Here is a 24,638-nt window from a genome sequence, read left to right on the forward strand (position 1 = left end):
TCGCGGGGCCGTCGTCCCGGTGGGCGCACGGGTCACTGCTCCCCCTCCCCGAGCAGCGGCGGGGGTTCGAGCCGGCCGCCGTGCGGGGGCCGGTCGGGCGGGTCCAGGAGGAGGGCGACGCCTTCGGCCCAGGCGTACGCGGCGAGCGCCTCGGGGCCCGCCGCCCGGTCCGTCGCGCGCGTGCGCAGGGATCTGACGGGGCCTCGGAGGTCCCAGGCGGTGGGGGCGGCGGAGAGCAGCCGGTCGGCTCGCTCGTGGAACTCCGCGCAGTCGGTGTGGTCGTGGGGGCCGGTCCGCCAGAGGGCGAGGGGGTGCCCGGCGGCGAGCGCCGCGTGCATCGCCATGAGCCCGTCGCCGGTGCTCACCCGGCCGCAGTAGACGGGGACGGTGCCGCCCGCGGCCTCGCGGAGCCGGTCGTACGTCTCCGCCCAGGTCTCCCGGCTCGCGCGCGCGGTGTGGGCGTCCGGGCCCGTGCCGGGCACTTCGGCGCGGAGCGGGGCGGCCCGCAGCGGGCCGCCCTCCGCGGCCTCCCAGCGCTCGCGCCATTCGGGGGTGGGCTCCCGGTCGTAGCGGCGGCGGTCGCGGACGACGACGAACCTGCGCTGGCCGAGCGTGGTCGCCCAGGCGTCCTCGGGGCCGCCCTGGAGAGGTTCGAGCCGCCAGGTGTCGAGGGGTTCGTCGAAGAGTTCGAGGGGCAGCACGGCCTCGACGGCCGCCAGGTGCCGTCCGCTGTCGCCGCGCCGCAGGGCGTCGGCGAGCGGCTCGCGCAGGGCCTCCCCGAGCCGGGCGCGCTCGACGCCCCGCTCGTCGAAGTGGAGCGGGCTGACCGTGTGCCCGTCGTGGAGGAGCTTGACCCGCCACGGGTAGCGCCGGTCGTAGATCGGGGCGTCGATCTCCAGGAGGACGTCGGCACGCGCGCGGGGCTCGCGTACGGAGAGGGGCGCCGGCCGGCCGGGGCTGACGAGGCGGTCGATCTCGCGGCGGAGGTGCCGGTCGGCGTCGCCGGACTCGTCGATGATCCAGCGGGTGAGGTCGGCGGTGTCGACCCGCTCGCCGTACCGGCCGCGCACGTGCCGGGCGACGTGGGCCGCGTACAGCAGGACCGCGTCCGGTTCGAGGTCGCGGACGCCGTCCCTGCGGGGCGCCCGCAGGCCGCGCAGGAGTCCGGCGCCCTCGCTCCAGGTGCGCGGGTCGTCCTCTAGGACGTCCGGCAGTTCGTCGTCCCTGATCCAGGCCTTGACCTGGTCGACGAGGTCCATGATCTCGCCGGGCGCGGTGGGCGCGGGCAGTTCGGCGAGGTGTCCGTAGAGCAGGGTGCGCGGTCCCGGGCCGATGCCCGCGGGCTCGGCGAGGCGTCCCTGGGCGCGGGTCCAGTCGGGCCGGTCGTCCAGGGAGCGGTAGCGGGCGAGGTGGTAGCGGTCGTGGGCGCGCAGCGCCTCGCCCATGGCCTCGCCGCCGGGCAGGTCGTGGAGGCGGCGCAGGGCGGTGACGGGGACGACGGCGCCGCCGTCGCGGCCGCGTCCCTTGTTGAGGCCGACGACGGCGCCCTGCTGGTGGTCGACGACGGGGCCGCCGGAGCAGCCCTCGACCGGCATCACCCAGTCGGTGATGAGGGCCTTGCCGTCGGTGCCGATGAGGGTGCCGTGGACGTGGCGGATGCCGAGCTCGCCGGTCTCCCGGGACCAGCCGTGCAGTCCGACGGAGGTCGGCGGGACGGGCGGGCGCTCGCCGAGGCGCACGCAGGACGCCTTCGTCGCGCCGGGCACGCGGACGAGCGCGATGTCGGGGAAGGCCCACCGGTCCGGCGGGTCGTCGGGCCGGTCGGGGCGCGGCAGGGCGAGCACGACGGTGCCGGTGGTCTCCCGGGAGGTCTTGCCGTCCTCCCAGGTGATGCCGACGGCGGGTTCGCTCCTCCACACCGCGCTTCCCCCCTCGGCCACGACATGGGCACAGGTCAGCACCCAGCCGGGGGCGATGAAGAAGCCGGTGCCCCAGTACCGGTCGCCGTGCGGGTCATACCCGCAGTCGGGAGCGGCGATGCGTACCAGGGCGGGGCGCACGAGAGCGTCGAAGGCGCTCATGCGGGTCCGTCGGCCGCCGGTCCCGGTGCGGAGGGATCGGGTGCGGGCGGCCGGGGCGCGGGAACGGCCGCCGGTCGCGCGCCGGGCTCCGCGCGGGACTCCCCGCGGGCGGCGGTCCCGGCGGTGTCCGGGGCGGCCTGTCCGGCGGCCTCCGGGGCGGCCGGTCCGGTGGCGCGGCCCGGTTCGGTGGCGCGGCCCGGTTCGGTCCAGGTCAGGGAGACGTTCACGGAGGCCTTGCCCGAGCCGTCCGCGAGGACGCCGATCACCTTGCCGGACTGCGCCGACAGTTCGATGCCGAAGCTGACGGCGACCTCCACGGCTCCCTGCGGGTCGAGCCCGGCCCGCAGCGAGCCGACCACCCCGCGCACCACGTCGGTGAGGCCGCCGGCCATCGAGACCACCCGGTCCTTGACGCCGGTGTCCTGGAAGCCGCCGCCCCTGCCGAGTTCCTGCACGTCACTGACCCGGGCCCACACGGGCGTGCCGTCGTCCAGCCGAATACGCGCGATCCCGTGCGTCACAGCGCCCCCGCTCCCCGAAACGATGATGAGGAAGGCTAGTCGGAGAGCCTGACGGGCGACAGGGGACGCGGGGGCTTCGGCCTATCCTGATCGCATGTACTTCACCGACCGTGGCATCGAGGAACTGGAGAAGCGGCGCGGCGAGGAGGAGGTCACCTTCGAGTGGCTCGCCGAGCAGCTGCGGACGTTCGTCGATCTCAACCCCGACTTCGAGGTGCCGGTAGAGCGCCTCGCGACCTGGCTGGCCCGTCTCGACGACGAGGACGACGACGACGAGTAGGAAGCCCGGGGCCGGCAGGACGGGCGACGGGCGGGGCGGCTCGCGGAGACGTCCGGCGGGAGGGGTGATCACGCGCGGGCGTGGTCACCCCTCCCGCAGTCGGTCGTAGGCCAGGCCGAGTGCTCCGTGGACGACGAGCAGCGCTCCGGCCGCCGTCCACCCGCCGCTGCGCCGGCCGAGCCCCCAGAGCAGCAGCGGCACCCCCGCGGCCAGCTGCGCCCCGCCCAGCACGCGCGCCCGCGGGCCGCGCAGGTACGGGCCGAGGGGGCCCTCCTCCACCACGTCGAGTTCGGCGCGCACGACGTCCTTCCAGCCCGACCAGTCGAGCTGCTCGGCGCCCTGGGCCAGGGCCACGGAGCGGAGCCGGTCGGCGTTCTCGCCGGGCAGCAGCCCGGTCGGCAGGGCGAGGCCGACGCGGCCGAGGACGGCGACGACGCCGAGGAGCCGGGCGTGGGCGTCGGCGTCCGGGTCGGGTGCGGTGAGCGGCTCCAGTGCCTGGACGTCCAGGACGGGGTCGAGGGAGAGCCGGGCGGCGAACGTGCGCATGGCCTCGTCCTCGCCGACGGGGGTGCCGTCCGCGAGCCAGGTGTAGCCGACCGTGCGGCGGAAGCCGGCGGCGAGGGTCAGGCCGGCCCGGTCGCGGTCCCACCAGAGGGCGACGACGGGCCAGCCGGCCGCCGAGACGGCGAGGGCGGTGGCCCAGCCGGTGACGACCCGTTCGACGGACTCGCCGCCGTGGAGCCAGGGCTTCCCCTCCGGTACGAGCACGCTCCAGTCCTCGCCCGCGGGGGCGAGGAGCAGGTGTTCGCGGAGCAGCTGGGCGGGGGGCCGGACCGTCGGCGGATCGGCACGGCAGAGGAGCAGCGCCCCGACGGGGCTCGGTCCGGATGTCGCGTTCATGGGCCCTACGCTAGGACAGTTTGTCCGCATTCGAGGCTCATTGCCCCCATCCCTGTCAGGGGAGAGTCAGGGTTGACTTCCCCTCACCGCGATATATCGTGTCTATCGAGAAACACGATATGTTGCGTTGTCGAACGGGAGGTCAGCACCATGACAGAGTGGTCCGTCACCGAGCCGACGAAGCTGGCCCCCGGCGACCCCGTGAGCCGCCTGCGGGTCCGCATCGTCAACGGCGCGGTGAACGTGGTGGGGACGGACGAGGGCTCCGCCCGCGTGGAGGTCTCCGAGGTCGAGGGCCCGCCGCTGCTGGTGTCCCAGGACGGCTCCACCCTGACCGTGGGCTACGAGGACCTCCAGTGGAAGAGCGCCCTCAAGTGGCTCGACCGCAAGGAGTTCAGGCGCCGTGCGGTCGTCTCCGTCGCCGTCCCCGCGGGCGTCGACGTCGAGGTGACCGCGGTCGGCGCCGAGGCGGTCGTCACCGGCATCACGGGACGCACGGAGGTGCGCGGCGTCTCCGGCGACACCACCCTCCTCCGGCTCTCCGGCCCCGTCCGCGCCGAGAGCGTCTCGGGCAGCCTGGAGGCCCAGTCGGTCACGGGCTCGCTCCGGATCAACTCGGTGACCGGCGACGTGACGGTGATCGAGGGCGCGGGCGCCTCCGTGCGGGCCGAGACCGTCAGCGGCGACATGGTCATCGACCTCGACCCGGCCGAGCTCGACGGCCCGCCCGCCGACATCCGGCTCTCCAGCCTCTCCGGCGAGGTGTCCATCCGGCTCCCCCACCCGGCCGACGCCCGCGTCGAGGCCAACACGACGACGGGCTCCGTGTCGAACGCCTTCGAGGACCTCCGCGTGGCCGGGCAGTGGGGCACCAAGTCCGTCACCGGCACCCTCGGTTCGGGCCGGGGCACCCTGAAGGCGACCACCGTCTCCGGGTCCATCGCGCTGCTCCGCCGCCCCGATTCCGACGAGGACGGCTCGACCCCCTCCCCCGCCCCCTCCGCGACCGGAAAGGTGCTCTGACATGCCGCCCGTCTTCGCGCACGGCCGCCTCCGCCTCTACCTGCTCAAACTGCTCGACGAGGCGCCCCGCCACGGCTACGAGGTGATCCGCCTCCTGGAGGAGCGCTTCCAGGGGCTGTACGCGCCCTCGGCGGGCACGGTCTACCCGCGCCTGGCCAAGCTGGAGGCCGAGGGCCTCGTCACGCACGCCAGCGAGGGCGGCCGCAAGGTCTACTCGATCACCGACGCCGGCCGGGCCGAGCTGGCCGGGCGGGACGCCGAACTGGACGACCTGGAGCGGGAGATCCGCGAGTCGGTGTCGGAGCTCGCGGCGGAGATCCGCGACGACGTGCGCGGGGCGGCCGGGCGGGTGCGCAGCGAGATGCGCGCCGCGGCGGGCCGGGCCCGCACCGCGGACCCCTCCTCGTTCTCCGAGGCCAAGGAGGAGCTGCGCCGGGTCGGGCAGGAGTGGAAGGAGCAGGCCCGCCAGGCCCGCGCCGAGGCCAAGTCCGCCCGCCACCAGGCGAAGGAGTTCCAGCGGATCGCGCAGCAGGTGCAGGAGGAGGTCCAGGACCGCTTCTCGCGCGGGGACTGGCCCAAGGGGGTCTGGGAGGGCCTCTCGGACATCACGGCCCAGCTCGGCGGCCTGGTGGCGGGCACCACCCACCCGAAGGCGGCGGGCCAGGAGCCGCCGTTCGCGGCGGCCCCGGCCGGCGAGGCACCGGAGTGGGCGCGGGACACGGAGGGCTCGGGCGACCCGGCCCGCGACCTCGACCGGCTCCTCGACCGCTTCCGCGACGAGATCCGCGACGCGGCCCGCGATCACGGGGTCGGCCAGGAGCAGCTGGCCGAGACCCGCGACCAGCTGTCGGCGGCGGCGATCCGGATCACGGGCCTGCTGCGGTCCCGCCGGGAGGCGTGACGCGGGCGTACGGCCGGGGCGGCCCGGCCGTACGGGCGCGTGCCCCGAGCGCGCCCGTCGGCCCGGGGCGGGCGGGCCGCACGCGCTGCGGGTGCCGCCCGAGCACGCCTGCCGACTCGGGCCGCCGCGGGCCCGCGCCGGGCACGCGGCGGCCCGGCGCGGGCCCGCGCACCCGCGGCGCGTTCGCCCCGGGGCTCAGCCCCGGGTGGCCGTGACCGTCACCCGGTGGCCGGGGGCGGCGAGGACCAGGGCCCGGCCGGGGGTCGTGCGGAGGACCAGCGCCCCGCCCCGGGCCGAGACCCGCCAGTCGCCGGGCGGCAGGGACAGCTCGGTGACCCGTGAGCCGCGGCGGTCCGCCGCGTCGTACGCCAGGCGGTAGACCCCGGCGCCCGCGTCGTAGCCGGCGGACCGCACCGTGCCCGCGACCGCCTCCGCGTACGGCTCTGCGGTCAGCTCCTTGTTCGTACGGAAGTTCCCGGCGCCGTCCACCGCGCAGTAGCCGCCTCCGTAGCACCAGACGTAGCCCGCCCAGCCGGAGCCGTAGCGTCCGAGGGAGGCCATGGCCTCGCGGTAGAAGCGGTTCATGTGCGGCAGGGAGTTGTTGAGCGGGCCCCACTCGCCCACCACCACCGGGACCCCGTACTCCTCGGGGTACCGGGTGACGGCCTGCTCGTAGGTCTCGATCCAGCGGGCGGCCGGGTCGTAGTCGGCGCCGGCCTCCATGGCCGTGTTGTAGAAGTGCGGGGCGTAGACCACCTTCGGGTCGTCGATCCTGCCGAGCCCGGTGGGCACGCCCTCGCCCACGATCGGCGTCGGCTCGACGAAGATCCAGGTGGACGGGTCGACCGAACGGATCGCGTCCGCGAGCCGGTTGTAGAGCGGGGTGAGCTGGTCCCGCTCGATGCGCCGGGCCGCCGCCGGCAGGTCCTCGCCCTCCCGGAGCTCGCCCATCGGCTCGTTGATCAGGTCGTAGCCGAGGACGGCGGGATGGTCCTCGAAGCGGTCGGCGAGCACCCGCCACATCCGGGCCTGGGCGCGCCGCAGGTCCTCGTCCTCGTAGAGGTGGGTGAACGCCCGCTGGACGGCGGGCTCGAAGTACTCGGAGAACCAGTCGTCCGGGCGGGGCGTGAAGGGCAGTCCGTCGGTCCTGGTCGCCCAGGCGGGCACGCCGCGATGGCCGAAGGCGGGCCCGAAGACATCCTGGTGGGCGTCGAGGAGGACCTTGACGTCGTGCTTCGCCGCCCAGTCCAGGATCCGTTCGATCTTCCGGAGGTAGGCCTGGCTGTACCGGCCCGGCCGGGGCTCCAGGTCGTCCCAGAAGACGAGCAGCCGGGCGAAGTTGAAGCCCTTGGCCCGCATGTCGCGGAAGTGCTTCTCGGTGATCGCGGAGAGGGCGGCGTCACCGCGGTTCGCCTTGTCCTCGACGTTCCAGCCGCGCAGGGTGAGGGCGCGTCCGCGCTCGTCGGTGAGGACGGGGATCGTGCCCCCGCCGGCCTGCGGCCGGGCGGCGGGGGCGGCCGCCGCGGGGGCCGCGGCGGCGGGGACCGCGGGGGCGATCAGCGCGGTGGCGAGGGCGACGGCGGCGAGGGCCGTGCGCCAGGCGGGGGTGGATCGCGACAAGGTGGACCTCCGGCACGAGGAAGTGAGCGTTGTTCACGTTTCGCGTGCCGGAAATACCATCAGGCCCACCGACGGGTCATCAAGGGGTCGTCACGAGGTCTTCAGGACGATCTTCCCGAAGAGGTCGCCGGCGGCGATCCGCTCGAAGCCCTCGCGCGCCCGGTCCAGCGGCAGGACCTGGTCGACGACCGGCCGGAGGCCCGTGGCCGCGCAGAAGGACAGCAGGTCCTCCAGCTCGTCCTTGGAGCCCATGGTCGAGCCGACCACCTTGAGTTCGAGGAAGAAGATCCGGGTCAGCTCGGCGTGCGCCGGCCGGTCGCCGCTGGTGGCGCCCGAGATGACGAGGGTGCCACCGGGCCGCAGCGACTTGACCGAGTGGGACCAGGTCGCGGCGCCCACGGTCTCGATGACCGCGTCCACCCGCTGCGGGAGCCGCGCGCCCGGCTCGAACGCCTCGACGGCGCCGAGTTCGACGGCCCGCTTGCGCTTCTCCTCGTCCCGGCTGGTCGCGAAGACCCGCAGGCCGGCGGCCTTGCCGAGGGCGATCGCGGCGGTGGCGACGCCACCGCCCGCGCCCTGCACGAGGACCGAGTCCCCGGGCCGCACACCGGCGTTGGTGAAGAGCATGCGGTACGCCGTCAGCCAGGCGGTCGGCAGACAGGCGGCCTCCTCGAAGGAGAGCTCCCTGGGCTTGGGCAGCACGTTCCAGCGGGGCACGGTCACCCGCTCGGCGAAGGTGCCCTGGTAGCGCTCGGTGAGGATGGACCGGGGCTCGTCCGGGCCGACGCCGTGGCCGCTCTGGCCGATCACGGAGTGCAGGACGACCTCGTTGCCGTCCTCGTCGATCCCGGCCGCGTCGCAGCCGAGGATCATCGGCAGCTTCTCCTCGGGCAGCCCGACCCCGCGCAGCGACCACAGGTCGTGGTGGTTGAGCGAGGCGGCCTTGACGGTGACGGTGGTCCACCCGGGCCGCACCTCGGGCTCGGGGCGTTCGCCCAATTCGAGGCCGTTCAGGGGCTGGTCGCGGTCGATTCGGGCAGCGTAGGCAGCGAACATGGCCCCGACCCTAGGCGGCCCCGGGCCGGACGCGGAACCACGCGCCCGTGTGACGCATGTCCCTCCCCCGACCGCCCCGGGACGGACCGCCGCCCGGACCCCGGCGGCCCGGAACCCGCGGGCGGGGAGCGACGGGGCCGAGTGCGGTCGCGGCGGCCGAGACGGCCCGGAACCCGCGCGGCCGGAACAGGCATGGACCGGCCGGACCCGCGGCCTGGACCGGCCGGACCCGACCCCGGACCCGACCCCGACCGCATCCGGCCCCGCGCGAAAGGGCCCCGTCCTGGAACCAGGACGGGGCCCTCACGGGGTGGCGGTGCGTCAGCGGCGCGCGACGCCCTCCGCACGGGCGGCGGCGGCGACCGCGGCCGCGACGGCCGGGGCGACCCGCTCGTCGAACGGCGACGGGATGACGCAGTCGGCGGCGAGCTGGTCGCCGACGACGTCGGCGATCGCGTTGGCCGCGGCGATCTTCATGCCCTCGGTGATCCGGGAGGCCCGGACCTGGAGCGCGCCGGCGAAGATGCCGGGGAACGCGAGGACGTTGTTGATCTGGTTCGGGTAGTCCGAACGGCCGGTCGCCACGACGGCCGCGTACTTGTGCGCGACGTCGGGGTGGACCTCGGGGTTCGGGTTGGCCATGGCGAACACGAAGGCGTTCGGGGCCATGGAGGCGACGGCCGCCTCGGGGACCGTGCCGCCGGAGACGCCGATGAAGACGTCGGCGCCGGCGAGGGCGGTCTCCAGGGAGCCGCTGAGGCCCGCCTTGTTGGTCAGGTCGGCGATCTCGCGCTTGACCGGGTTGAGGTCGTCCCGGTCACGGCTGACGATGCCCCGGCGGTCGGCGACGGCGACGTCGCCGAGCCCGGCCTCCAGGAGGAACTTGGCGATCGCGACACCGGCCGCACCGGCGCCGGAGATGACCGCGCGCAGCTCGCCGAGGGTCCGGCCGGTCAGCTTCGCCGCGTTGCGGAGGGCGGCGAGGGTGACGATGGCCGTGCCGTGCTGGTCGTCGTGGAAGACCGGGATGTCGAGGCGCTCCTGGAGCTTGCGCTCGATCTCGAAGCACCGCGGCGCCGAGATGTCCTCCAGGTTGACGCCGCCGAAGGACGGGGCCAGCCGGACGACGGTCTCGACGATCTCGTCGGTGTCGGTGGTGGCGAGGGCGATCGGGACCGCGTCCACGCCGCCGAACTGCTTGAAGAGGATGGCCTTCCCCTCCATGACCGGGAGGGAGGCCTCCGGGCCGATGTCGCCGAGGCCGAGCACCGCGGTGCCGTCGGTCACGACGGCGACGACCTGGGACTTCCAGGTGTAGTCGTTGACCAGGTCGGGCTGCTCGGCGATCGCGGTGCACACCTTGGCGACGCCGGGCGTGTACGCGAGGGACAGGTCGTCCCGGTCACGGACGGGGACGGTGGCCTGAATGGCCATCTTGCCGCCCCGGTGGAGGGCGAAGACAGGATCGAAGGGCTCCTCCGGAGCCTCTTCCGTACCGCTGTCATTGCGAGGATTGACGATCTCCGCTGCCATTGGGTTGACCCCTTAAGTCTGCTGCAATTGAGGGTTGGCCGCTCCTGGTGTGGAGCGGTGGGCGGGTCCCGCGGCCGCCGTGTCTGGCAGCCGCGCGGGCGCGCCGCACAACGCGCCCTGAGCCCCGGATGAGGGGTGTAAGGATCCTTCTTACCGGACAGACGGCACCGCCGACGAGTCCATATCCGCTCGGTGACGCGACTCATACCGAGTGCAGCCGGACACGCACGGAGGACGACACGTCACCCGATGTCCATATAGGTGCTTCAAGCACCCGATTGGTGGCCTTCGCGTCGTCCGAATGGCGAGATCAACAGGAAATTCTTCGGTGGCGTGGAAGGGATCCAGTAGAAGATCCGGCCCTGATGTACCGGCCTGTTGGCATTCGGGGGTCACCCGTTATCCGATTTTGACATCCATGGCCGTCGGTTTGAGGCGGTCCGAATGGCAAGATGCCGTAATCACACGAGGTCACGACACTCGAAGACGCGTACGTGGCCCACCTGGCAACTCCCTCACACGCCGGAGGAACCCGATCATGACCGCACGCTCCACGCGCTGTACGACCGCCAAGACCCGCACCTCCCGTCTTGCCGCGGTCGCCGCCGCCGCGGTCGTCGGCTCCGTGCTGCTGACCGCCTGTGGCGACCAGACCGAGGGCGGCTCCTCCGCCACCCCGACGAAGGACGGCGGCTCCGCCAACGCCGCCCCGCTGTTCTCCAAGCTCCCCGCCGACATCCAGAAGGCCGGTGTCATCAAGGTCGGCACCGACGCCTCGTACGCCCCGATGGAGTTCACCGAGGGCGGCAAGATCGTCGGTGTCGACCCCGACATCGCCGCGGCCCTGGGCAAGCAGCTCGGCGTCGAGTTCCAGTTCACCTCGGGCACCTTCGACGGTCTGATCACCTCGATCTACACCGGTCGCCAGGACGTGATCATGTCCTCGATGACGGACAACAAGAAGCGCCAGGAGGGTCTGGACGACAACGGGAAGAAGATCGGCAAGGGCATCGACTTCGTCGACTACTTCAGCTCCGGCGTCTCCCTCCTGGTCAAGAAGGGCAACCCGCAGGGCGTCAACTCGCTCGACGACCTCTGCGGCAAGACCGTCGCCGTCCAGCGCGGCACGATCTACGAGGACACCTTCAAGGCCCAGGCCACGAAGTGCGGCGACAAGAAGCTGACGATCCAGGCCTTCGACACCGACGCCGAGGCGCAGACCCGCGTCAAGGCCGGCGGCGCCGTGGCCGACCTCAACGACTACCCGGTGGCCGCGTACATCGCGAAGACCTCGGGCGGCGGCAACGACTTCGAGGTCGTCGGCAACCAGAGCGACGTCGGCCTCTTCGGCATCGGCGTCTCGAAGGACAACACGCAGCTGCGCGACGCCATCAAGGAAGCGCTCGACGCGATCATCAAGGACGGCACCTACGCCGATGCCCTGAAGAAGTGGGACGTCTCGGACAGCGCCGTCAAGGCGGCCACCGTCAACGCCGGTCAGTGACCCCTCCCGTCATCACCGGCAAGTGACCTCCCCGCTCCACTGAAGGGCAGTCGTCATGACTGACAAGATCTCCAAGGACCCGGCCGCCGCTCCGGCCGGGCCCGGCGCCTCGGGTTCCCCGTACGAGGCGATCAAGGCCATCCCCGTGCGGCACTACGGGCGCTGGGTCAGCGCCGTCGTGGTCGTCGTCCTGCTCGGATGGCTCGTCTACGCCTTCTCCCAGGGCAACATCATCTGGGACACGGTGTGGGACAAGCTGTTCGACCCGTCGATCCTCGACGGCCTGGCGAACACCGTCATCATCAGCATCGCCTCGATGGCCCTGGGCCTCGTCCTCGGCATCGTCTTCGCGGTGATGCGGCTGTCCAGGAACCCCGTGACCGGCGCCGTCGCCTGGCTCTACATCTGGTTCTTCCGCGGCACCCCGGTGTACGTGCAGCTGCTGGTCTGGTTCAACCTCTCGCTGATCTTCGAGTACATCAACCTCGGGCCGATCTACAAGAACGAGACCGTCGACGTCATGACGCCGTTCATGGTCGCGCTGCTCGGTCTCGGCCTCAACGAGGGCGCCTACATGGCGGAGATCGTCCGGGCGGGCATCCAGTCCGTCGACGAGGGCCAGACGGAGGCCGCGCACGCGCTCGGCATGTCCCAGACCAAGACCATGGGCCGGGTCGTGCTGCCGCAGGCCATGCGGGTCATCGTGCCGCCGACGGGCAACGAGTTCATCAACATGTTGAAGACCTCGTCCCTGGTCTCGGCCGTGCAGTACACAGAACTCCTGCGGGCCTCGTCGAACATCGGAAGCACGGCCGGCGCCGTGATGGAGATGCTCTTCGTCGCCTCCATCTGGTACCTCGCGCTGACCAGCGTGTTCAGCGTCGGCCAGTACTACCTGGAGCGCCGTTTCGCCCGCGGTTCGACGCGTAACCTGCCGCCCACCCCCTGGCAGCGGATCCGCGCGAACCTGACCACCTTCAAGCGATCGGCGGTGTCCGGATGACCGGCGAGCCCATGGTCAAGGCCGAAGGCGTCCACAAGTCCTACGGCGCGGCCCACATCCTCCGGGGCATCGACCTGGAGGTCCAGAACGGAGAGGTCTTCTGCCTGGTCGGCCCCTCCGGCTCCGGCAAGTCGACCTTCCTCCGGTGCATCAACCACCTGGAGCGGGTCGACGGCGGCCGGCTCTCGGTGGACGGCCAGCTGGTCGGCTACAAGGAGAAGAACGGCAAGCTGTACGAGCTGAAGGACAGCGAGGTCGCGGTCCAGCGCCGTGACATCGGCATGGTCTTCCAGCGCTTCAACCTGTTCCCCCACATGACGGCCCTGGCCAACGTCATGGAGGCCCCGATCCAGGTGAAGGGCGAGTCGAAGGCGGTGGCGCGCGAGCGTGCCGAGCGGCTGCTCGACCGGGTGGGCCTGCGGGACAAGATGGGGAACTACCCCTCGCAGCTCTCCGGCGGCCAGCAGCAGCGCGTCGCCATCGCCCGCGCGCTGGCGATGGAGCCGAAGCTGATGCTCTTCGACGAGCCCACCTCGGCGCTCGACCCGGAGCTCGTGGGTGACGTCCTCGACGTCATGCGGGACCTGGCCGAGTCGGGCATGACGATGATCGTCGTCACGCACGAGATGGGCTTCGCCCGCGAGGTCGGCGACTCCCTCGTCTTCATGGACGGCGGCGTGGTCGTCGAGGCGGGCAACCCGCGCGACGTCCTGGGCAACCCGCAGCACGACCGGACGAAGGCGTTCCTGTCGAAGGTGCTGTAGGGCCGGTGACGCGCGGGCTACTTCACGGCGAGCAGCAGGGTGTCGGAGGGCGAGGCCCAGACGGCCCTGGCCTCGCCGAACCCGGCGGCGACCAGGGTGTCGGCGTGCCACCGCGGGGAGGGCATGTCCCCGTCGGCGTGCTCGCCGTAGATCTCGAAGCGGCGGGCGGTCGGCTCGGCGAGGACGGGGTCCTTCGCGGCCAGGGCCCACCACTCGGCCCAGTCCAGGGCGCCGCCGGACTTCGCGCGGTCCATGACCGCGTGGCGCTGCGCGCGCTCGGCGGCGTTGATCCGGGGGGTGGTCGTGTCGATCATGTGGTCGGCGTTCATGAAGACGCCGTCGTCCCGGACGAGGCCGGCGAGCTGCCCGTAGAGGGCCGTCAGGGGCTCGCTGTGCAGCCAGTGGAGCGCGGTCGCGGTGAGGACGGCGTCGTACGAGTCGTGGGGCAGCCCGGCGGCCCAGTCGGGGTCCTTGAGGTCGGCGGTCACGAAGGTGACGCGCGCGTCGCCGGCGAAGTGGCCCTCGGCGATGGCGAGGAGCGCCGGGTCGAGATCCACACCGGTGCTCGTCGCCTCCGGGAACCTCTGGAGGAGCCGATCCGTGATACTTCCCGTACCGCACGCGAGGTCGAGGACGCGGGGCCTGGGCCCCACCAAGGCCTCGACCATGTCCAGCATCACCCGGAAGCGCTCTTCGCGGTCGGGCATGTACCACTCCTGCTGACGGTCCCAGCTCTGCTGCCAGGCCGCCCAGTCGGTTCCGGTCATCGCCGCCCCTGCCCCTCTTTGTAATACCCTCTATGGGTAGACAGTTATTACCCCTTCCGACCGAGACACTAGCCCGCCGCAGTAAGGACTACAAGTGGAACTGGCCCATTACTCGGATTTCGCCGTACGTCTGGTCAACACCGAGGAGCCGGCCCGCGGCAAGGACTCCCTCACCTCCGTCGAGGTGGTCCGGGACCTCTTCGGCGCCGCCTCCCAGATGGCCCGGCGGGTCACGGAGGCGGACCTGCCCCGCTTCCGCGCGGTACGGACCCGGCTGCGGGCGGTCTTCGCCCTGGCCGACGAGGGCGACCACACGGGCGCCGTCGACCTGCTGAACTCCCTGCTCCTGGAGTTCCCGGTCAGCCCCCAGATCTCCGGCCACGACATCCTCGACGAGGACGGCCGCCCCCGGTGGCACATGCACCTCGCCGACCACTCCTCGAACGCGACCACGGGGTACGCGGCGATCTGCGCCATGGGCCTGGCCTTCCACCTGACCGAGTTCGGCGCCGACCGGCTCGGCCTCTGCCAGGCACCGCCCTGCCGCAACGCCTACCTGGACACCTCGACCAACCGCTCCCGCCGCTACTGCTCGGACCGCTGCGCGACCCGCGCCAACGTGGCCGCCTACCGGGCCCGCAAGCGCCTGGAGGCCGACCGGACGGGCCTCACCGCAGAGAACAGCCAGGAGAGCGTCACCCCCGGCGACCGCTGACGCCCCGGCGTCGGCGGCCGGTAGCGCGCCCGCACCCGCCCGAGCACCAGCTCGGGCGGTACGGCCCCGAAGACGCGGCTGTCGCCCTCGGCGTCCGGGTTGTCGCCGAGCACCCACCAGCCCCCGTCCCGTCGCTCGATCAGCCGTTTCACGATGAGCAGATCCTGCTGGAGGGGATGGCGCACCACCGCCACGCACCCCGGCCGCAGGCGTCCGCCGTAGTGCACGAGCAGCTGGTCCCCGTGGAGCAGCGTGGGCACCATGGACACCCCCGTCACCTCGGCGAGCCCGAACGGAGGCCCGGCCTCCGCCGTCCCCTCGCGCCCCGGTTCCCTCATCGGCACCCCTCGCTCCGCCCGCCGGTCCACCCGCGCCTCCCACCCGTACATCCACTCGTTCACTCGTACACGAGTCCCATGGTGACCCTGGACTTTTGACCTAAGCCCCAGGGGGCGCCCGCGAAATCGCCCTTCTCACCGAGTAATGTCCCACCTGAGAAGACGATCACGAGGAAGGACGGCTCAATGCTCTCCCGCCTGTTTGCCCCCAAGGTGAAGGTCAGCGCCCACTGCGACCTCCCGTGCGGCGTGTACGACCCGGCCCAGGCCCGCATCGAGGCCGAGTCGGTCAAGGCTGTCCAGGAGAAGTACCTGGCCAACGAGGACGCGCACTTCCGCGCCCGTGCCACGGTCATCAAGGAGCAGCGCGCGGAGCTCGCCAAGCACCACGTGTCGGTGCTCTGGAGCGACTACTTCAAGGCCCCGCACTTCGAGAAGTACCCCGAGCTCAACCAGCTGGTCAACGACACCCTGAAGGCCCTCTCGGCCGCCAAGGCGTCGACGGACCCGAAGACGGGCGAGAAGGCGCTGGAGCTCATCGCCGAGATCGACCGCATCTTCTGGGAGACGAAGAAGGCCTGACCTTCTCTCCTCCCTTCCGAAGGGGTACGACCGCCCGGCGGTCGTACCCCTTCGGACTTTTCCGCCGCAGTTCCGACGTTCCTGCAAGAAGGGTGATGCACCATGCGCGTCAAGGCGTTCGACCACCTGGTACTCAACGTGACCGACGTCGAGGAGGCCCTCGCGTTCTACACCGGGCCGCTGGGGCTCGCGGGCGAGCGGGTCGAGGAATGGCGGGCCGGGAAGGTGTCGTTCCCGTCCGTGCGGATCGACGAGAGCACGGTCATCGACCTGTTCTCGCGCCCGCGCGGCGAGTCCAACGTCGACCACATATGCCTCGTCGTGGACCCCCTCGACTGGCAGGAGGTCCTCGACGCCGGGACGTTCGACGTCATCGAGGGCCCCGTCCCCCGCTGGGGCGCCCGCGGTTCGGCCCAGTCGGTCTACGTCAGGGACCCGGACGGAAACACGGTCGAGCTGCGCTGGTACCCGCAGGACGTCACGGAGTAGGGCCTCCCGCCCCTCCGCGAGCGGCGCGGGGCCGTGGCCGGAGCCGGCCCGCCCCGGCCCGTCCACGCGTGTGCGTCATTAGGCTTCCCGGCATGACCACGCCCCACCTGCCGTCCTCCGCCTCCGCTCCGGGCCCGCCGTCCGCTCCGGCCGTCCCGCCCCCGCGGCTGACCGCCGAGGACGCCCGGGCCCTTCTGCGCCTGATCCCGGCCGAGATCGCGCCCGGTCTCGGCGAGGCGGAACTCGACGCGGTCGAGGAGCGGTTCGGGTTCCGGTTCGCGGCGGACCACCGGGTGTTCCTCGCCGCGGGGCTGCCCCTGGGGTCGCCGCACTGGCCCGACTGGCGCGGCGGCGACCCCGACGACCTGGCCGACCGGCTCGCCCGGCCCGCGGACGGCCTTCTCTTCGACGTGGAGCACAACGGCTTCTGGCATCCCGCCTGGGGCCACAGGCCCTCCCGGGTCGCAGAGGCACTGCGCCTCGCGCGGGCCGAGCTGACGGGCGTCCCCCCGCTGGTCCCCCTCTACGGCCACCGCTACCTGCCCGGCACACCGGGCGACTGGGGGCACCCCGTGCTGTCCGTCGTCCAGTCCGACGTCATCGTCTACGGGAACGACCTCGCCGACTACCTCCGGCACGAGTTCACGGGCCGGGCGAGCAGCGCCCCCGCCCGTACGACCGTCGACTTCTGGGCGTACTTCGTCAGCGGCGGTCCCGGCATCGACGTCACCGCCCCCACCCCGTACACCCCCTACGCCGACAGCCCGCGGGAGGCCGTGGCGTGCCTCCGGATGCTGGCCGTCGAGCGGCTCGTCGGACGCCGGCCCTCGCCGGAGCAGCTGATCGAGGCGGGCCTCGGCGCGCTGCTCCTCGACGTCGAGGCGGAGTCCCTTCCGCTGCTCGCCGGTCTGGGCCGGCACGAGCACGCACGCGCCGGAGAGCTCTTCGAGCGGGTGCTCGGCGAGCTGGGCCTTGTCGACACCCTGCCCCCGGACGACTCCGACCTGCCCTGGGAGGCCGCCCGCTGGGAGCTGGTGCACTGGTGGCTGCGGCTGATCGTGAACGGGAGTCTGGCCCCCGGGGCCGGGGGCGACCTCATCGCGTACGAGGGGTGGCACGCCCTGGCCCGGCCGTCGGCGCTGCGGCCGCTGGTCGACGCGACGGATGCCTCCTACGGCGGGGCGGCCGCCCGGGAGGGCACGCGCGAGCGGCTCGCCGCGGCGATCACCGCCGAGGCCGAGCGGCTGCTCGCCGGACCCTGGCCGCCGCCCCGCGGCTGAGCCCCCCGGGCCTGCCCGGCCCCGCTGCCCCGCCGCGCCCCGCTGACCGCCTACGCCTCCGCGCGGAGGCTGTAGCGGAGTTTCTCCTTCGACGTCGCGCCCAGCCGGTCGTAGAAGCGGATCGCGCCCTCGTTCCAGGCCGGGGTCTGCCACTGGACCTCCGCCAAGCCGAGGCCGGCCGCCTCGGCGCGGACCGCCGCCATCAGGAGGGGCCCCAGGCCGTGCCCCCGGCTGGACTCCGTGAGGTAGAGGCAGTCCATGTGCAGGTACTCCGTGCCGTCCCAGGTGGAGATCTCGGGCGCGCAGCTGGCGTAGCCGGCGAGGGTGCCGTCGGGGAGGACCGCGAGCAGGCAGCGCAGACGGGCCGGCGCGGGGCCGAAGAGGAGGCCGGCGAGGCGCTCCGCGAGGCCGGGGGCCGGGGGCGCCGCCTTCTCGTACGCCGCGTGCTCGGCGACGAGTTCCACGACCCGCGCCAGGTCCTCGGGGCGGGCGTGCCTGACCAGGGCCCGTGCGGGGTGTTCGCTCATGCCGTCATCATGCACGGTCCCAGCGGCAGGGCGGCGGCGGTGCCCTGGCGGCGCAGCCACTCGCGGTACGGGGCCGCCCGCAGCGCCACCTCCCGGTAGGCCGCCGCGAGTTCCGCGTACAGGGTGTCGACCGGCGCTCCGGGGCGGGCGTACAGCAGGAGCCGGACGGCCAGCGGGTCGCCGCGCAGCGGGCGGACGGCCATGTCCTCGCGCGGGACCGAGGTCGGCTGGCAGGGGGCGACGGCCTCGCCGAGGACGATGAGGGAGGCGGCGGTGTGGTAGTCGCCGTGCAGCAGCGGCGGGTCGATGCCGGCGGCGTGCAGGACCCGGCGGAGGCCGTCCCATTCGCCGTCCACGGTGGGGTCGACCATCCAGTGGTCGTCCGCGAGGTCGGCGAGGTCGACGACGGGCAGGGCGGCGGCCGGGTGGTCGCGGGCCAGGGAGACGAACTGCGGTTCGCGGGCGAGCAGGACGCGTTCCTCGATGCCCTCGGGGACCCGTAACGGGCAGCCCTCCACCTCGTGCACGAAGGCCACGTCGAGCTGCCCGGCGGCGACGCCGCGCAGCAGGGCGTTGGCGGAGACGTCCATCCGCAGGCCGATGTCGGTGCCGGGCAGCCGCTGGCGGAGCCGGCGCAGCCAGCCCGGGAGCGCCCGGCTCGCGGTGGAGCCGACGCGGAGCCCGGGACCGCCCGTGCGGGCGGCCGCGGCCCGGGCCTCGGTGACGAGCGCCGCCATGTCGGCGACGAGCGGGCGGGCCCGGCTGAGCAGGGAGCGGCCGAGCGGGGTGGGCCGGCAGCCGGTGCGGCCGCGGGAGAACAGCTCGGCTCCCAGGGAGTTCTCGATGCGGCGCAGCTGGGTGGTCAACGACGGCTGGGTCATGCCCAGTTGACGGGCCGCCTTGTGCAGGCTGCCCGTGTCCGCGATGGCGCAGAGCGCGCGCAGGTGTCTCACCTCCAGCTCCATGCCCCGAGGGTAGGACGGCTCCCTGGCTCGCACCAGATACCCGGAACCCCTCAATCACCTTTGATTACAAGGCAGTTGGGGGTGTTTCGACCGGGTGATGCGGTGATGTTATCGCCGGTTGACATCATCCCCGCACGCCCCGGCTCCCCCGAGACTCTCTCCCATCCCCTACAGGAGGAGCCCCCCATGCGTCATCCCAAGGTCCTCACCTCCGCCCTGGCCACCGTCCTCGGCCTGGGTCTCGCCGCCTCGCTCGGCGCGGCTCCGGCCGTGGCCGCGAGCGCCCCCACCGGCGTCCCCACCGCCGGCGGCGCCGCCGTCGCGTACGCCGGTTCGGCCGAGGAGGCGAAGGCCAACCAGGCCTTCTTCGACGCCGTCGTGAAGTCGGTGGCGAAGAAGCGGGCCGCCGCTCCCGGCGCGGCCGCCGTCACGGTCGTCTACAGCGCCTCCAACGCGCCGAGCTTCCGCACCCAGATCTCCCGCTCGGCCCAGATATGGAACAGCTCGGTGGCGAACGTCCGGCTCGTCGAGGGCAGCAACCCGGACTTCCGCTACTACGAGGGCAACGACTCCCGCGGCTCGTACGCGAGCACCGACGGCCACGGCGGCGGCTACATCTTCCTCGACTACCGGCAGAACCAGCAGTACAACTCGACCCGTGTGACCGCCCACGAGACGGGGCACGTCCTCGGGCTGCCGGACCACTACAGCGGTCCGTGCAGCGAGCTGATGTCGGGCGGCGGCCCCGGCACGTCCTGCCAGAACGCCCAGCCGAACGCCCAGGAGCGGTCCCGTGTGGACCAGCTGTGGCGCTACGGCCTCGCCTCCGCGTTCAAGGACTGACCGCGCGAGGACGAGGCATCGGCGGCGCCCCCTCCCCGGGGCGCCGCCTCCTCGTTCTCCGTTCCGGTACGGGCGGCCTCAGGCCGTCTGGAGCAGCCGGCGCCCGAAGTCGGCGCCGGGCGGCAGCTGGCGCCTGACCCGCTCCAGCGCCCCGTCGAAGTCGCCCCCGGCGACGCAGGCCTCGAAGGCGGCGCCGCCGTAGTGCAGCGTCAGGCTGAGGTCGCCCCGCTCACCGAGCGTCAGCAGGCAGCTGAGCGTGGCCTGCTGGGAGACCCCGTCGGTGACGACGGGGAGCGGCAGGTCCCATTCCAGGACGCAGGCGGTGAGGGCCTGCCCGCCCTCCGCGGCCGCGCTGAGCGCGGCGAAGCCCTCACCCGTGTACTCGATCCCCCTGATCCGGGTGGCGACGTGCCGCCCGTCGGCCGTGATGACGATCGCTTCCGCGCCGCTGCGGTCCCGGTACCAGCCGGTCCAGACTTCCGTCGACTCCGATGACATGCGCGGACTGTAGCCCCACGAACGGCTCCGGCGCGCGTCCGGTCACCCCGTGGCCTGACTTCTCCCGATCTCGCCGTTCTTGCCGGTCACGTGCGCGCTCGCGGCATCCGCGCCGGCGGGGCGCGTGCCCGCGGCCACGTCGGCGGGCGTCTGCGCGCCTCCGGCCAGGTCCGCCTCCGCACCCCGGTGGAGCGTGCAGTCCGGGTTGCGGCAGGGCTGCACCTCCCACTCGGGCACCCAGGCCCCGAGGACCTTGTGCCGGGCGGCCGTCACCGTCCGCGGCTGCCCGCAGACGGGGCAGCCGTGCTCGGACCGGGGGTCACGCGTCGTGTGCGGCTCCTCGTCACCCATGGATCCAGACTAGGACGGCGCGCACGCGAGCGCCCGTCGCCGCTCAGCGCTTCCTGGTGTACGTACGGACGAAGGCACCGTTGCCGAAGACGCGCAGGTCCTTCAGCTCGAAGTCGCGGGGCTCGAAGTCGGCGCCGAACATCGGCATGCCGGAGCCGTACACCTGCGGGTAGGTCTTGATGATCAGCTCGTCGATCTCGTCGATGAGTTCGCCGGCGATCACGGAGCCGCCGCAGAGCCAGATGTCCAGGGGGCCGTCCTCGGCCTTGAGCTCGCGGACCCGGCCGACGAGGTCGTCGGCGATCAGCTCGACGTTCGCGTCGGGCGACTCGGTCAGCGAGCGGGTGGCGACGAGCTCCCGCAGGTGGCCGTACGGGCTGGTGAGGCCGACGTCCAGGGCGAGCCGGTACGACCCCAGCCCTTGGACGACGGTGTCGAACCGCTGGTTCTCGCGGTCGATGCCGAGGGCCTCGCGGCCCTGCGCCGAGATGGTCTCCGGGTACTCGGCGGTCAGGAACTCCAGGAACTCGGCGTCCACGAAGGAGTACAAGGAGGTGGCGTCGCCCTTGGGGTCGCCGATGAAGCCGTCGATGGTGCAGGCGATGAAGTACGTGAGCTTGCGCAAACCGGTCCTCTTCCCCGTCAGGTCGTGACTGCGACCGCAACCACGACGGCTATAGTGCTTCACCTGTAGTGGTTGCGCAAGCCCCTTTTCCGGGGGGAGCGCGAGAAGGAGGAGGATCCGGCATGGCGAGGAACCCCGAACGACGCACGGCGCTGCTCGACGCCGCCATCCAGGTCCTGGCGGACGAGGGCGCCCGCGGGCTGACCTTCCGCGCGGTCGACGCCCGGGCGGGAGTCCCCACGGGCACCTCGTCCAACTACTTCAGGGACCGGGACCAGGTGCTCTCCCAGGTCGCCGACCGCATCTTCGAACGGCTGACGCCCGAGCCCGGAGACTTCGCGAACGCCCTCCTGCCGGGGCCGAGCCGCGCCCTGGTCATCGACCTGATGCGCCAGGTCGCCCAGCGGCTCGCCGCCGAACGCACCTGCTACCTCGGCCTCTTCGAGCTGCGCCTCGAGGCCGTGCGCCGACCCGAGCTGCGGACCCAGCTGACCAGGGTGCTCAGGAGCGACCTGGACGCCAACATCCAGGGGCACCTGGAGGCCGGGATGCCCGGGGACGCGGACACCGTCCGGCTGCTCTACTTCGCCCTCACCGGACTGCTGGTCGACCACTTCACGGTCCCGGAACTGCACGGCGACCGGGACCTCGACGACCTGATCGAGACCGTGGTCACCCGCGTCGTCCCCGACATGTGACCCGGCCCCGCGGCCTCAGCGCGTGCGCCGCGTGACGAACTCCGCGAGCGCCAGCATGTCCCCCGCCGCCGCCAGGTCCGGGACGGCCCGGGCCAGGTGCTCCACGGCACGGCCCATCCGCTCGGCCGCCTGGTCCTGCGCCCAGTCGCGCCCGCCGGCCCGCTCGACCGCGTCCGCGGCCGCCCGCACCGCCCCGGCGTCGAGGACCGGGCGGGCGTACAGCTCGGCCAGCTCGTCGCCCGCCGCCGTCCCCGACGCGAGCGCCGCCACCACCGGGAGCGACTTCTTGTGGGCGACCAGATCGGCCCCGGCGGGCTTGCCCGTCCGGTCCGGATCGCCCCAGATCCCGATGAGGTCGTCGATCAGCTGGAAGGCGAGACCGGCCTCCCGGCCGAACGCGTCCATCGCCGCGACCTCCTCCTCCCCCGCGCCCGCGTAGAGCGCGCCGATGGCGCAGGAGGCGCCGAGCAGCGCGCCGGTCTTCGCGGTGGCCATCGCCAGGCACTCGTCGAGGGAGACCTCTCGCGGTTCCCGCTGCTCGAAGGCGCAGTCCGCCTGCTGCCCCGCGCAGAGTTCGATGATGCAGGCGGCGAGCCGCGCGGACGCGGCCGCCGAGGCCGGGTCCGGATCCTCGGCGAGCATCCGCAGAGCCAGCGCGCTCATCGCGTCCCCGGCGATCAGCGCGTCCGGAATGCCGAAGACCGTCCAGGCGGTGGGGCGGTGCCGCCGGGTCACGTCCTCGTCGACGATGTCGTCGTGGAGCAGGGTGAAGTTGTGCGCGAGCTCCACCGCCGCCGCGGCCCTCACCGCCCGGGCCTCGTCGGCGCCGAGCGCACGGGCCGCGGCGAGGACCAGGGCGGGGCGGATCGCCTTGCCCGGCTGCTCCGTGGCCGGGGTGCCGTCGGCGTGCTCCCAGCCGAAGTGATACATCGCGACCCGCCGCATCGAGCCCGGCAGGGTCTCGACGGTCGAGCGCAGTTGGGGATGGACGACCGTCCGCGTCCGGTCCAGGAGCTGCACGGCCCCCTGACCGTCGGTGACGGCGTCCCCGCCGGCAATGGTCAAGGTCACTTCCTTCGTATCCTCCGTGGCGATGCTGCGCGGCGACGGGCCGGGAGCGCCCGGGGGCGGGACGGTTCGGTCCCCGCCCCCGGGCTCCGCCGGCTCAGCGCCAGCGGCTGACCTCGACGTTCTCCAGGACACCGAGCGCGTCCGGGACGAGGACGGCCGCCGAGTAGTAGGCCGTGACGAGGTAGGAGATGATCGCCTGCTCGTCGATGCCCATGAAGCGCACGGACAGGCTCGGCTCGATCTCGTCCGGGATGCCGGTCTGGTGGAGACCGATCACGCCCTGGTCGGCCTCGCCGGTGCGCATGCAGATGATCGAGGTGGTCCGGGCGTCCGAGACCGGGATCTTGTTGCACGGGTAGATCGGCACACCGCGCCAGGTCGGGATGCGGTTGCCGTTGATGTCGATCGTCTCGGGCACCAGACCGCGCTTGTTGAGCTCGCGGCCGAAGGCGGCGATGGCGCGCGGGTGGGCCAGGAAGAGCTTGGACCCCCGCCGGCGGGAGAGCAGCTCGTCCATGTCGTCCGGGCTGGGGGCGCCGTCGTGGGGCTGGAGGCGCTGCCCGTAGTCGCAGTTGGCGAGGAGGCCGAACTCCTTGTTGTTGACCAGCTCGTGCTCCTGGCGCTCGCGAAGCGCCTCGACCGTCAGCCGCAACTGCTGCTCGGTCTGGTTCATCGGCTGGTTGTAGAGGTCGGCGACGCGGCTGTGCACCTTCAGCACGGTCTGGGCGACGCTCAGCTCGTACTCGCGGGGCGAGGCGTCGTAGTCGACGTAGGTGTGCGGGACGACGGCCTCGCCGACGTGGCCGGCGGAGAGGTCGATCGCGGCCTCGCCGTACTTGTTGGTCCGCTGGTCGGGCAGGGCGGCCACGCCCGCGAGGTGGGCGGCGAGCGAACCGGCCCGCTCCGCGAGGTTCCGCACGTCGTCCCGGGTGAGCTCCAGGACCGTGCACGCGGTGGCGGCGCGGGCGGACCACTCCCAGGTGGCGTCCGCGTCCACGAGGGCGCGGTCGCCGAAGTAGGCGCCGTCGGCGAGGACCCCGAGGACCGCCTCGTCGCCGTACGGCCCCTCGCCGATCTGCTCGATCCTGCCGTGCGCGAGGAGGTGGACCCGGTCGGTCGGCTCGCCGGCGACGGCGACGACCTCGCCCGCCGCGTACTCCCGCTGGCGGCAGCGGGACGCGAGCTCGGCCAGGGCCTCCTCGTCCTCGTAGCCGCGCAGGGCGGGGAGTTCGCCGAGTTCGGCGGGGATGACCGCGACGCGCTCCCCGGTCTGGACGAAGGTGACCCGCCCGTCGCCCACGGAGTAGCTGAGCCTCCGGTTCACCCGGTACGTACCGCCCTGCACCTGGACCCACGGCAGCGCCCGCAGCAGCCACCGCGAGGTGATCTCCTGCATCTGCGGCGCCGACTTGGTGGTCGTGGCGAGGTTCCGCGCGGCAGCGGTGCCGAGACTCTGCTGCGGCGCCTGCTGCTCCGCGACGCGGACCTCGTCACCAACCGAACCAACGGACATGGAACTCCCTCTCGTATGACTGAGTTGCGAGGGGAAGCCTTTCAGCACGGAGCGTGCCCGCGCCATTACACAATCGAGTGGGACTGTTCGACGATCTTCGGGGCATGTCACGTGATTTCCATCCGAACAGCGGAGCCCCACCCGCCTCGCGGGCCACTGTCCGGATCGGCTCGCACACGGTCCGAACGGA

Annotated in this window: 27 protein-coding genes; 12 read left to right on the forward strand and 15 right to left on the reverse strand. The window is 72.9% G+C overall.

Annotated elements, in window-relative coordinates:
* Positions 1–32: 32 nt before the first annotated feature.
* Positions 33–2,081 (reverse strand): VMAP-C domain-containing protein, encoded by a 2,049-nt coding sequence (locus ACY0MR_RS12655; RefSeq protein WP_404085515.1) that lies wholly within the window; start codon positions 2,079–2,081, stop codon positions 33–35.
* The gene (locus tag ACY0MR_RS12660) at positions 2,078–2,602 is read right to left on the reverse strand and encodes a CU044_2847 family protein (RefSeq protein WP_473560767.1); all 525 of its coding nucleotides are present in this window, start codon (positions 2,600–2,602) and stop codon (positions 2,078–2,080) included. The genes ACY0MR_RS12655 and ACY0MR_RS12660 overlap by 4 nt, the downstream gene beginning before the upstream one ends.
* A gap of 94 nt (positions 2,603–2,696) precedes the next feature.
* Here ACY0MR_RS12660 and ACY0MR_RS12665 point away from each other — a divergent pair, with 94 nt between their 5' ends.
* Complete coding sequence (locus ACY0MR_RS12665) at positions 2,697–2,882, forward strand: DUF6104 family protein (RefSeq protein WP_053640526.1); 186 nt, start codon at positions 2,697–2,699, stop codon at positions 2,880–2,882.
* A gap of 84 nt (positions 2,883–2,966) precedes the next feature.
* Here the strand turns inward: ACY0MR_RS12665 and ACY0MR_RS12670 are convergent, their stop codons facing one another.
* Positions 2,967–3,782: a hypothetical protein gene (locus ACY0MR_RS12670; RefSeq protein ID WP_451060996.1), complete on the reverse strand. Its 816-nt coding sequence runs from the start codon at positions 3,780–3,782 to the stop codon at positions 2,967–2,969.
* A 150-nt stretch (positions 3,783–3,932) separates the two neighbouring features.
* On the opposite strand from ACY0MR_RS12670, the gene ACY0MR_RS12675 reads away from it, so the two are divergent.
* Together ACY0MR_RS12675 and ACY0MR_RS12680 are read left to right on the forward strand one after the other, a co-directional pair.
* Complete coding sequence (locus ACY0MR_RS12675) at positions 3,933–4,805, forward strand: DUF4097 family beta strand repeat-containing protein (RefSeq protein WP_361860407.1); 873 nt, start codon at positions 3,933–3,935, stop codon at positions 4,803–4,805.
* A gap of 1 nt (position 4,806) precedes the next feature.
* Positions 4,807–5,706, forward strand: coding sequence for a PadR family transcriptional regulator (locus ACY0MR_RS12680; RefSeq protein ID WP_361860410.1), 900 nt, complete (start codon positions 4,807–4,809; stop codon positions 5,704–5,706).
* Between the two features lie 195 nt (positions 5,707–5,901).
* Here ACY0MR_RS12680 and ACY0MR_RS12685 read toward each other — a convergent pair whose 3' ends face one another.
* The 3 genes from ACY0MR_RS12685 to ACY0MR_RS12695 form a co-directional block, all read right to left on the reverse strand.
* Positions 5,902–7,326, reverse strand: coding sequence for a cellulase family glycosylhydrolase (locus tag ACY0MR_RS12685; RefSeq protein WP_392040843.1), 1,425 nt, complete (start codon positions 7,324–7,326; stop codon positions 5,902–5,904).
* Between the two features lie 90 nt (positions 7,327–7,416).
* Positions 7,417–8,382, reverse strand: coding sequence for a zinc-binding dehydrogenase (locus ACY0MR_RS12690; protein WP_361863696.1), 966 nt, complete (start codon positions 8,380–8,382; stop codon positions 7,417–7,419).
* A gap of 321 nt (positions 8,383–8,703) precedes the next feature.
* Entirely contained in the window at positions 8,704–9,915 is a 1,212-nt protein-coding gene (locus ACY0MR_RS12695; protein ID WP_388793401.1) for an NAD(P)-dependent malic enzyme, read from the reverse strand.
* A gap of 538 nt (positions 9,916–10,453) precedes the next feature.
* Between ACY0MR_RS12695 and ACY0MR_RS12700 the strand changes: the two genes are divergently transcribed.
* The 3 genes from ACY0MR_RS12700 to ACY0MR_RS12710 are packed head-to-tail and all read left to right on the forward strand — an operon-like array spanning position 10,454 to position 13,186.
* Positions 10,454–11,419, forward strand: a complete 966-nt coding sequence (locus ACY0MR_RS12700; protein ID WP_361850782.1) for an ABC transporter substrate-binding protein — start codon at positions 10,454–10,456, stop codon at positions 11,417–11,419.
* Between the two features lie 55 nt (positions 11,420–11,474).
* Entirely contained in the window at positions 11,475–12,422 is a 948-nt protein-coding gene (locus ACY0MR_RS12705) for an amino acid ABC transporter permease (RefSeq protein ID WP_361850784.1), read from the forward strand.
* The gene (locus tag ACY0MR_RS12710) at positions 12,419–13,186 is read left to right on the forward strand and encodes an amino acid ABC transporter ATP-binding protein (protein ID WP_388793399.1); all 768 of its coding nucleotides are present in this window, start codon (positions 12,419–12,421) and stop codon (positions 13,184–13,186) included. Before ACY0MR_RS12705 ends, ACY0MR_RS12710 begins: the two co-directional genes overlap by 4 nt.
* A 17-nt stretch (positions 13,187–13,203) precedes the next feature.
* On the opposite strand, the gene ACY0MR_RS12715 is transcribed toward ACY0MR_RS12710, so the two are convergent.
* Positions 13,204–13,953, reverse strand: coding sequence for a class I SAM-dependent methyltransferase (locus ACY0MR_RS12715; protein WP_404085525.1), 750 nt, complete (start codon positions 13,951–13,953; stop codon positions 13,204–13,206).
* Between the two features lie 94 nt (positions 13,954–14,047).
* On the opposite strand from ACY0MR_RS12715, the gene ACY0MR_RS12720 reads away from it, so the two are divergent.
* Positions 14,048–14,668, forward strand: a complete 621-nt coding sequence (locus tag ACY0MR_RS12720) for a CGNR zinc finger domain-containing protein (protein WP_361850790.1) — start codon at positions 14,048–14,050, stop codon at positions 14,666–14,668.
* Here ACY0MR_RS12720 and sodX read toward each other — a convergent pair.
* On the reverse strand, positions 14,581–15,006 hold the full coding sequence (sodX, locus tag ACY0MR_RS12725; RefSeq protein ID WP_388793395.1) for a nickel-type superoxide dismutase maturation protease: 426 nt from the start codon (positions 15,004–15,006) through the stop codon (positions 14,581–14,583). The two genes, ACY0MR_RS12720 and sodX, sit on opposite strands and share 88 nt — an antisense overlap.
* 186 nt (positions 15,007–15,192) lie before the next feature.
* On the opposite strand from sodX, the gene sodN reads away from it, so the two are divergent.
* The 3 genes from sodN (at position 15,193) to ACY0MR_RS12740 (ending at position 17,357) form a co-directional block, all read left to right on the forward strand.
* Complete coding sequence (gene sodN, locus ACY0MR_RS12730) at positions 15,193–15,588, forward strand: superoxide dismutase, Ni (RefSeq protein WP_015036129.1); 396 nt, start codon at positions 15,193–15,195, stop codon at positions 15,586–15,588.
* Between the two features lie 102 nt (positions 15,589–15,690).
* Positions 15,691–16,077: a VOC family protein gene (locus tag ACY0MR_RS12735; RefSeq protein ID WP_388793393.1), complete on the forward strand. Its 387-nt coding sequence runs from the start codon at positions 15,691–15,693 to the stop codon at positions 16,075–16,077.
* A 92-nt stretch (positions 16,078–16,169) separates the two neighbouring features.
* Positions 16,170–17,357, forward strand: a complete 1,188-nt coding sequence (locus tag ACY0MR_RS12740) for a hypothetical protein (protein ID WP_473560773.1) — start codon at positions 16,170–16,172, stop codon at positions 17,355–17,357.
* Between the two features lie 50 nt (positions 17,358–17,407).
* Here the strand turns inward: ACY0MR_RS12740 and ACY0MR_RS12745 are convergent, their stop codons facing one another.
* Entirely contained in the window at positions 17,408–17,884 is a 477-nt protein-coding gene (locus ACY0MR_RS12745) for a GNAT family N-acetyltransferase (RefSeq protein ID WP_388793389.1), read from the reverse strand.
* On the reverse strand, positions 17,881–18,849 hold the full coding sequence (locus ACY0MR_RS12750; RefSeq protein WP_388793387.1) for a LysR family transcriptional regulator: 969 nt from the start codon (positions 18,847–18,849) through the stop codon (positions 17,881–17,883). Before ACY0MR_RS12750 ends, ACY0MR_RS12745 begins: the two co-directional genes overlap by 4 nt.
* Positions 18,850–19,035: 186 nt before the next feature.
* On the opposite strand from ACY0MR_RS12750, the gene snpA reads away from it, so the two are divergent.
* A complete protein-coding gene (snpA, locus tag ACY0MR_RS12755; protein ID WP_388793385.1) occupies positions 19,036–19,692 on the forward strand; it encodes a snapalysin in 657 nt (218 codons plus the stop codon).
* Between the two features lie 78 nt (positions 19,693–19,770).
* Here the strand turns inward: snpA and ACY0MR_RS12760 are convergent, their stop codons facing one another.
* From ACY0MR_RS12760 to ACY0MR_RS12770, 3 genes are read right to left on the reverse strand one after another with little or no spacing between them, the layout of a single operon-like run.
* Positions 19,771–20,190 (reverse strand): DUF6304 family protein, encoded by a 420-nt coding sequence (locus tag ACY0MR_RS12760; protein WP_361850806.1) that lies wholly within the window; start codon positions 20,188–20,190, stop codon positions 19,771–19,773.
* A gap of 42 nt (positions 20,191–20,232) precedes the next feature.
* Complete coding sequence (locus tag ACY0MR_RS12765) at positions 20,233–20,541, reverse strand: hypothetical protein (RefSeq protein WP_473560777.1); 309 nt, start codon at positions 20,539–20,541, stop codon at positions 20,233–20,235.
* 43 nt (positions 20,542–20,584) lie between these two features.
* A complete protein-coding gene (locus ACY0MR_RS12770; protein ID WP_473560779.1) occupies positions 20,585–21,166 on the reverse strand; it encodes a dihydrofolate reductase family protein in 582 nt (193 codons plus the stop codon).
* Positions 21,167–21,288: 122 nt separating this feature from the next.
* Here ACY0MR_RS12770 and ACY0MR_RS12775 point away from each other — a divergent pair, with 122 nt between their 5' ends.
* The gene (locus ACY0MR_RS12775; RefSeq protein ID WP_451059384.1) at positions 21,289–21,864 is read left to right on the forward strand and encodes a TetR/AcrR family transcriptional regulator; all 576 of its coding nucleotides are present in this window, start codon (positions 21,289–21,291) and stop codon (positions 21,862–21,864) included.
* A 15-nt stretch (positions 21,865–21,879) separates the two neighbouring features.
* On the opposite strand, the gene ACY0MR_RS12780 is transcribed toward ACY0MR_RS12775, so the two are convergent.
* Positions 21,880–22,929 (reverse strand): family 2 encapsulin nanocompartment cargo protein polyprenyl transferase, encoded by a 1,050-nt coding sequence (locus ACY0MR_RS12780; protein ID WP_473561777.1) that lies wholly within the window; start codon positions 22,927–22,929, stop codon positions 21,880–21,882.
* 100 nt (positions 22,930–23,029) lie between these two features.
* Complete coding sequence (locus tag ACY0MR_RS12785; RefSeq protein WP_388793375.1) at positions 23,030–24,448, reverse strand: family 2B encapsulin nanocompartment shell protein; 1,419 nt, start codon at positions 24,446–24,448, stop codon at positions 23,030–23,032.
* Positions 24,449–24,638: the final 190 nt, after the last annotated feature.

The organism is Streptomyces sp. JN8 (genome assembly GCF_055808075.1).

What these genes read in the sequence shown, in the direction of transcription:
- ACY0MR_RS12655 (WP_404085515.1), bottom strand. Translation starts at nt 2,081, where the DNA reads ATGAGCGCCTTCGACGCTCTCGTGCGCCCCGCCCTGGTACGCATCGCC.
- ACY0MR_RS12665 (WP_053640526.1), top strand. Translation starts at nt 2,697, where the DNA reads ATGTACTTCACCGACCGTGGCATCGAGGAACTGGAGAAGCGGCGCGGC.
- ACY0MR_RS12670 (WP_451060996.1), bottom strand. Translation starts at nt 3,782, where the DNA reads ATGAACGCGACATCCGGACCGAGCCCCGTCGGGGCGCTGCTCCTCTGC.
- ACY0MR_RS12675 (WP_361860407.1), top strand. Translation starts at nt 3,933, where the DNA reads ATGACAGAGTGGTCCGTCACCGAGCCGACGAAGCTGGCCCCCGGCGAC.
- ACY0MR_RS12680 (WP_361860410.1), top strand. Translation starts at nt 4,807, where the DNA reads ATGCCGCCCGTCTTCGCGCACGGCCGCCTCCGCCTCTACCTGCTCAAA.
- ACY0MR_RS12690 (WP_361863696.1), bottom strand. Translation starts at nt 8,382, where the DNA reads ATGTTCGCTGCCTACGCTGCCCGAATCGACCGCGACCAGCCCCTGAAC.
- ACY0MR_RS12695 (WP_388793401.1), bottom strand. Translation starts at nt 9,915, where the DNA reads ATGGCAGCGGAGATCGTCAATCCTCGCAATGACAGCGGTACGGAAGAG.
- ACY0MR_RS12700 (WP_361850782.1), top strand. Translation starts at nt 10,454, where the DNA reads ATGACCGCACGCTCCACGCGCTGTACGACCGCCAAGACCCGCACCTCC.
- ACY0MR_RS12705 (WP_361850784.1), top strand. Translation starts at nt 11,475, where the DNA reads ATGACTGACAAGATCTCCAAGGACCCGGCCGCCGCTCCGGCCGGGCCC.
- ACY0MR_RS12710 (WP_388793399.1), top strand. Translation starts at nt 12,419, where the DNA reads ATGACCGGCGAGCCCATGGTCAAGGCCGAAGGCGTCCACAAGTCCTAC.
- ACY0MR_RS12715 (WP_404085525.1), bottom strand. Translation starts at nt 13,953, where the DNA reads ATGACCGGAACCGACTGGGCGGCCTGGCAGCAGAGCTGGGACCGTCAG.
- sodX (WP_388793395.1), bottom strand. Translation starts at nt 15,006, where the DNA reads ATGAGGGAACCGGGGCGCGAGGGGACGGCGGAGGCCGGGCCTCCGTTC.
- sodN (WP_015036129.1), top strand. Translation starts at nt 15,193, where the DNA reads ATGCTCTCCCGCCTGTTTGCCCCCAAGGTGAAGGTCAGCGCCCACTGC.
- ACY0MR_RS12735 (WP_388793393.1), top strand. Translation starts at nt 15,691, where the DNA reads ATGCGCGTCAAGGCGTTCGACCACCTGGTACTCAACGTGACCGACGTC.
- ACY0MR_RS12740 (WP_473560773.1), top strand. Translation starts at nt 16,170, where the DNA reads ATGACCACGCCCCACCTGCCGTCCTCCGCCTCCGCTCCGGGCCCGCCG.
- ACY0MR_RS12745 (WP_388793389.1), bottom strand. Translation starts at nt 17,884, where the DNA reads ATGAGCGAACACCCCGCACGGGCCCTGGTCAGGCACGCCCGCCCCGAG.
- ACY0MR_RS12750 (WP_388793387.1), bottom strand. Translation starts at nt 18,849, where the DNA reads ATGGAGCTGGAGGTGAGACACCTGCGCGCGCTCTGCGCCATCGCGGAC.
- snpA (WP_388793385.1), top strand. Translation starts at nt 19,036, where the DNA reads ATGCGTCATCCCAAGGTCCTCACCTCCGCCCTGGCCACCGTCCTCGGC.
- ACY0MR_RS12760 (WP_361850806.1), bottom strand. Translation starts at nt 20,190, where the DNA reads ATGTCATCGGAGTCGACGGAAGTCTGGACCGGCTGGTACCGGGACCGC.
- ACY0MR_RS12765 (WP_473560777.1), bottom strand. Translation starts at nt 20,541, where the DNA reads ATGGGTGACGAGGAGCCGCACACGACGCGTGACCCCCGGTCCGAGCAC.
- ACY0MR_RS12775 (WP_451059384.1), top strand. Translation starts at nt 21,289, where the DNA reads ATGGCGAGGAACCCCGAACGACGCACGGCGCTGCTCGACGCCGCCATC.
- ACY0MR_RS12785 (WP_388793375.1), bottom strand. Translation starts at nt 24,448, where the DNA reads ATGTCCGTTGGTTCGGTTGGTGACGAGGTCCGCGTCGCGGAGCAGCAG.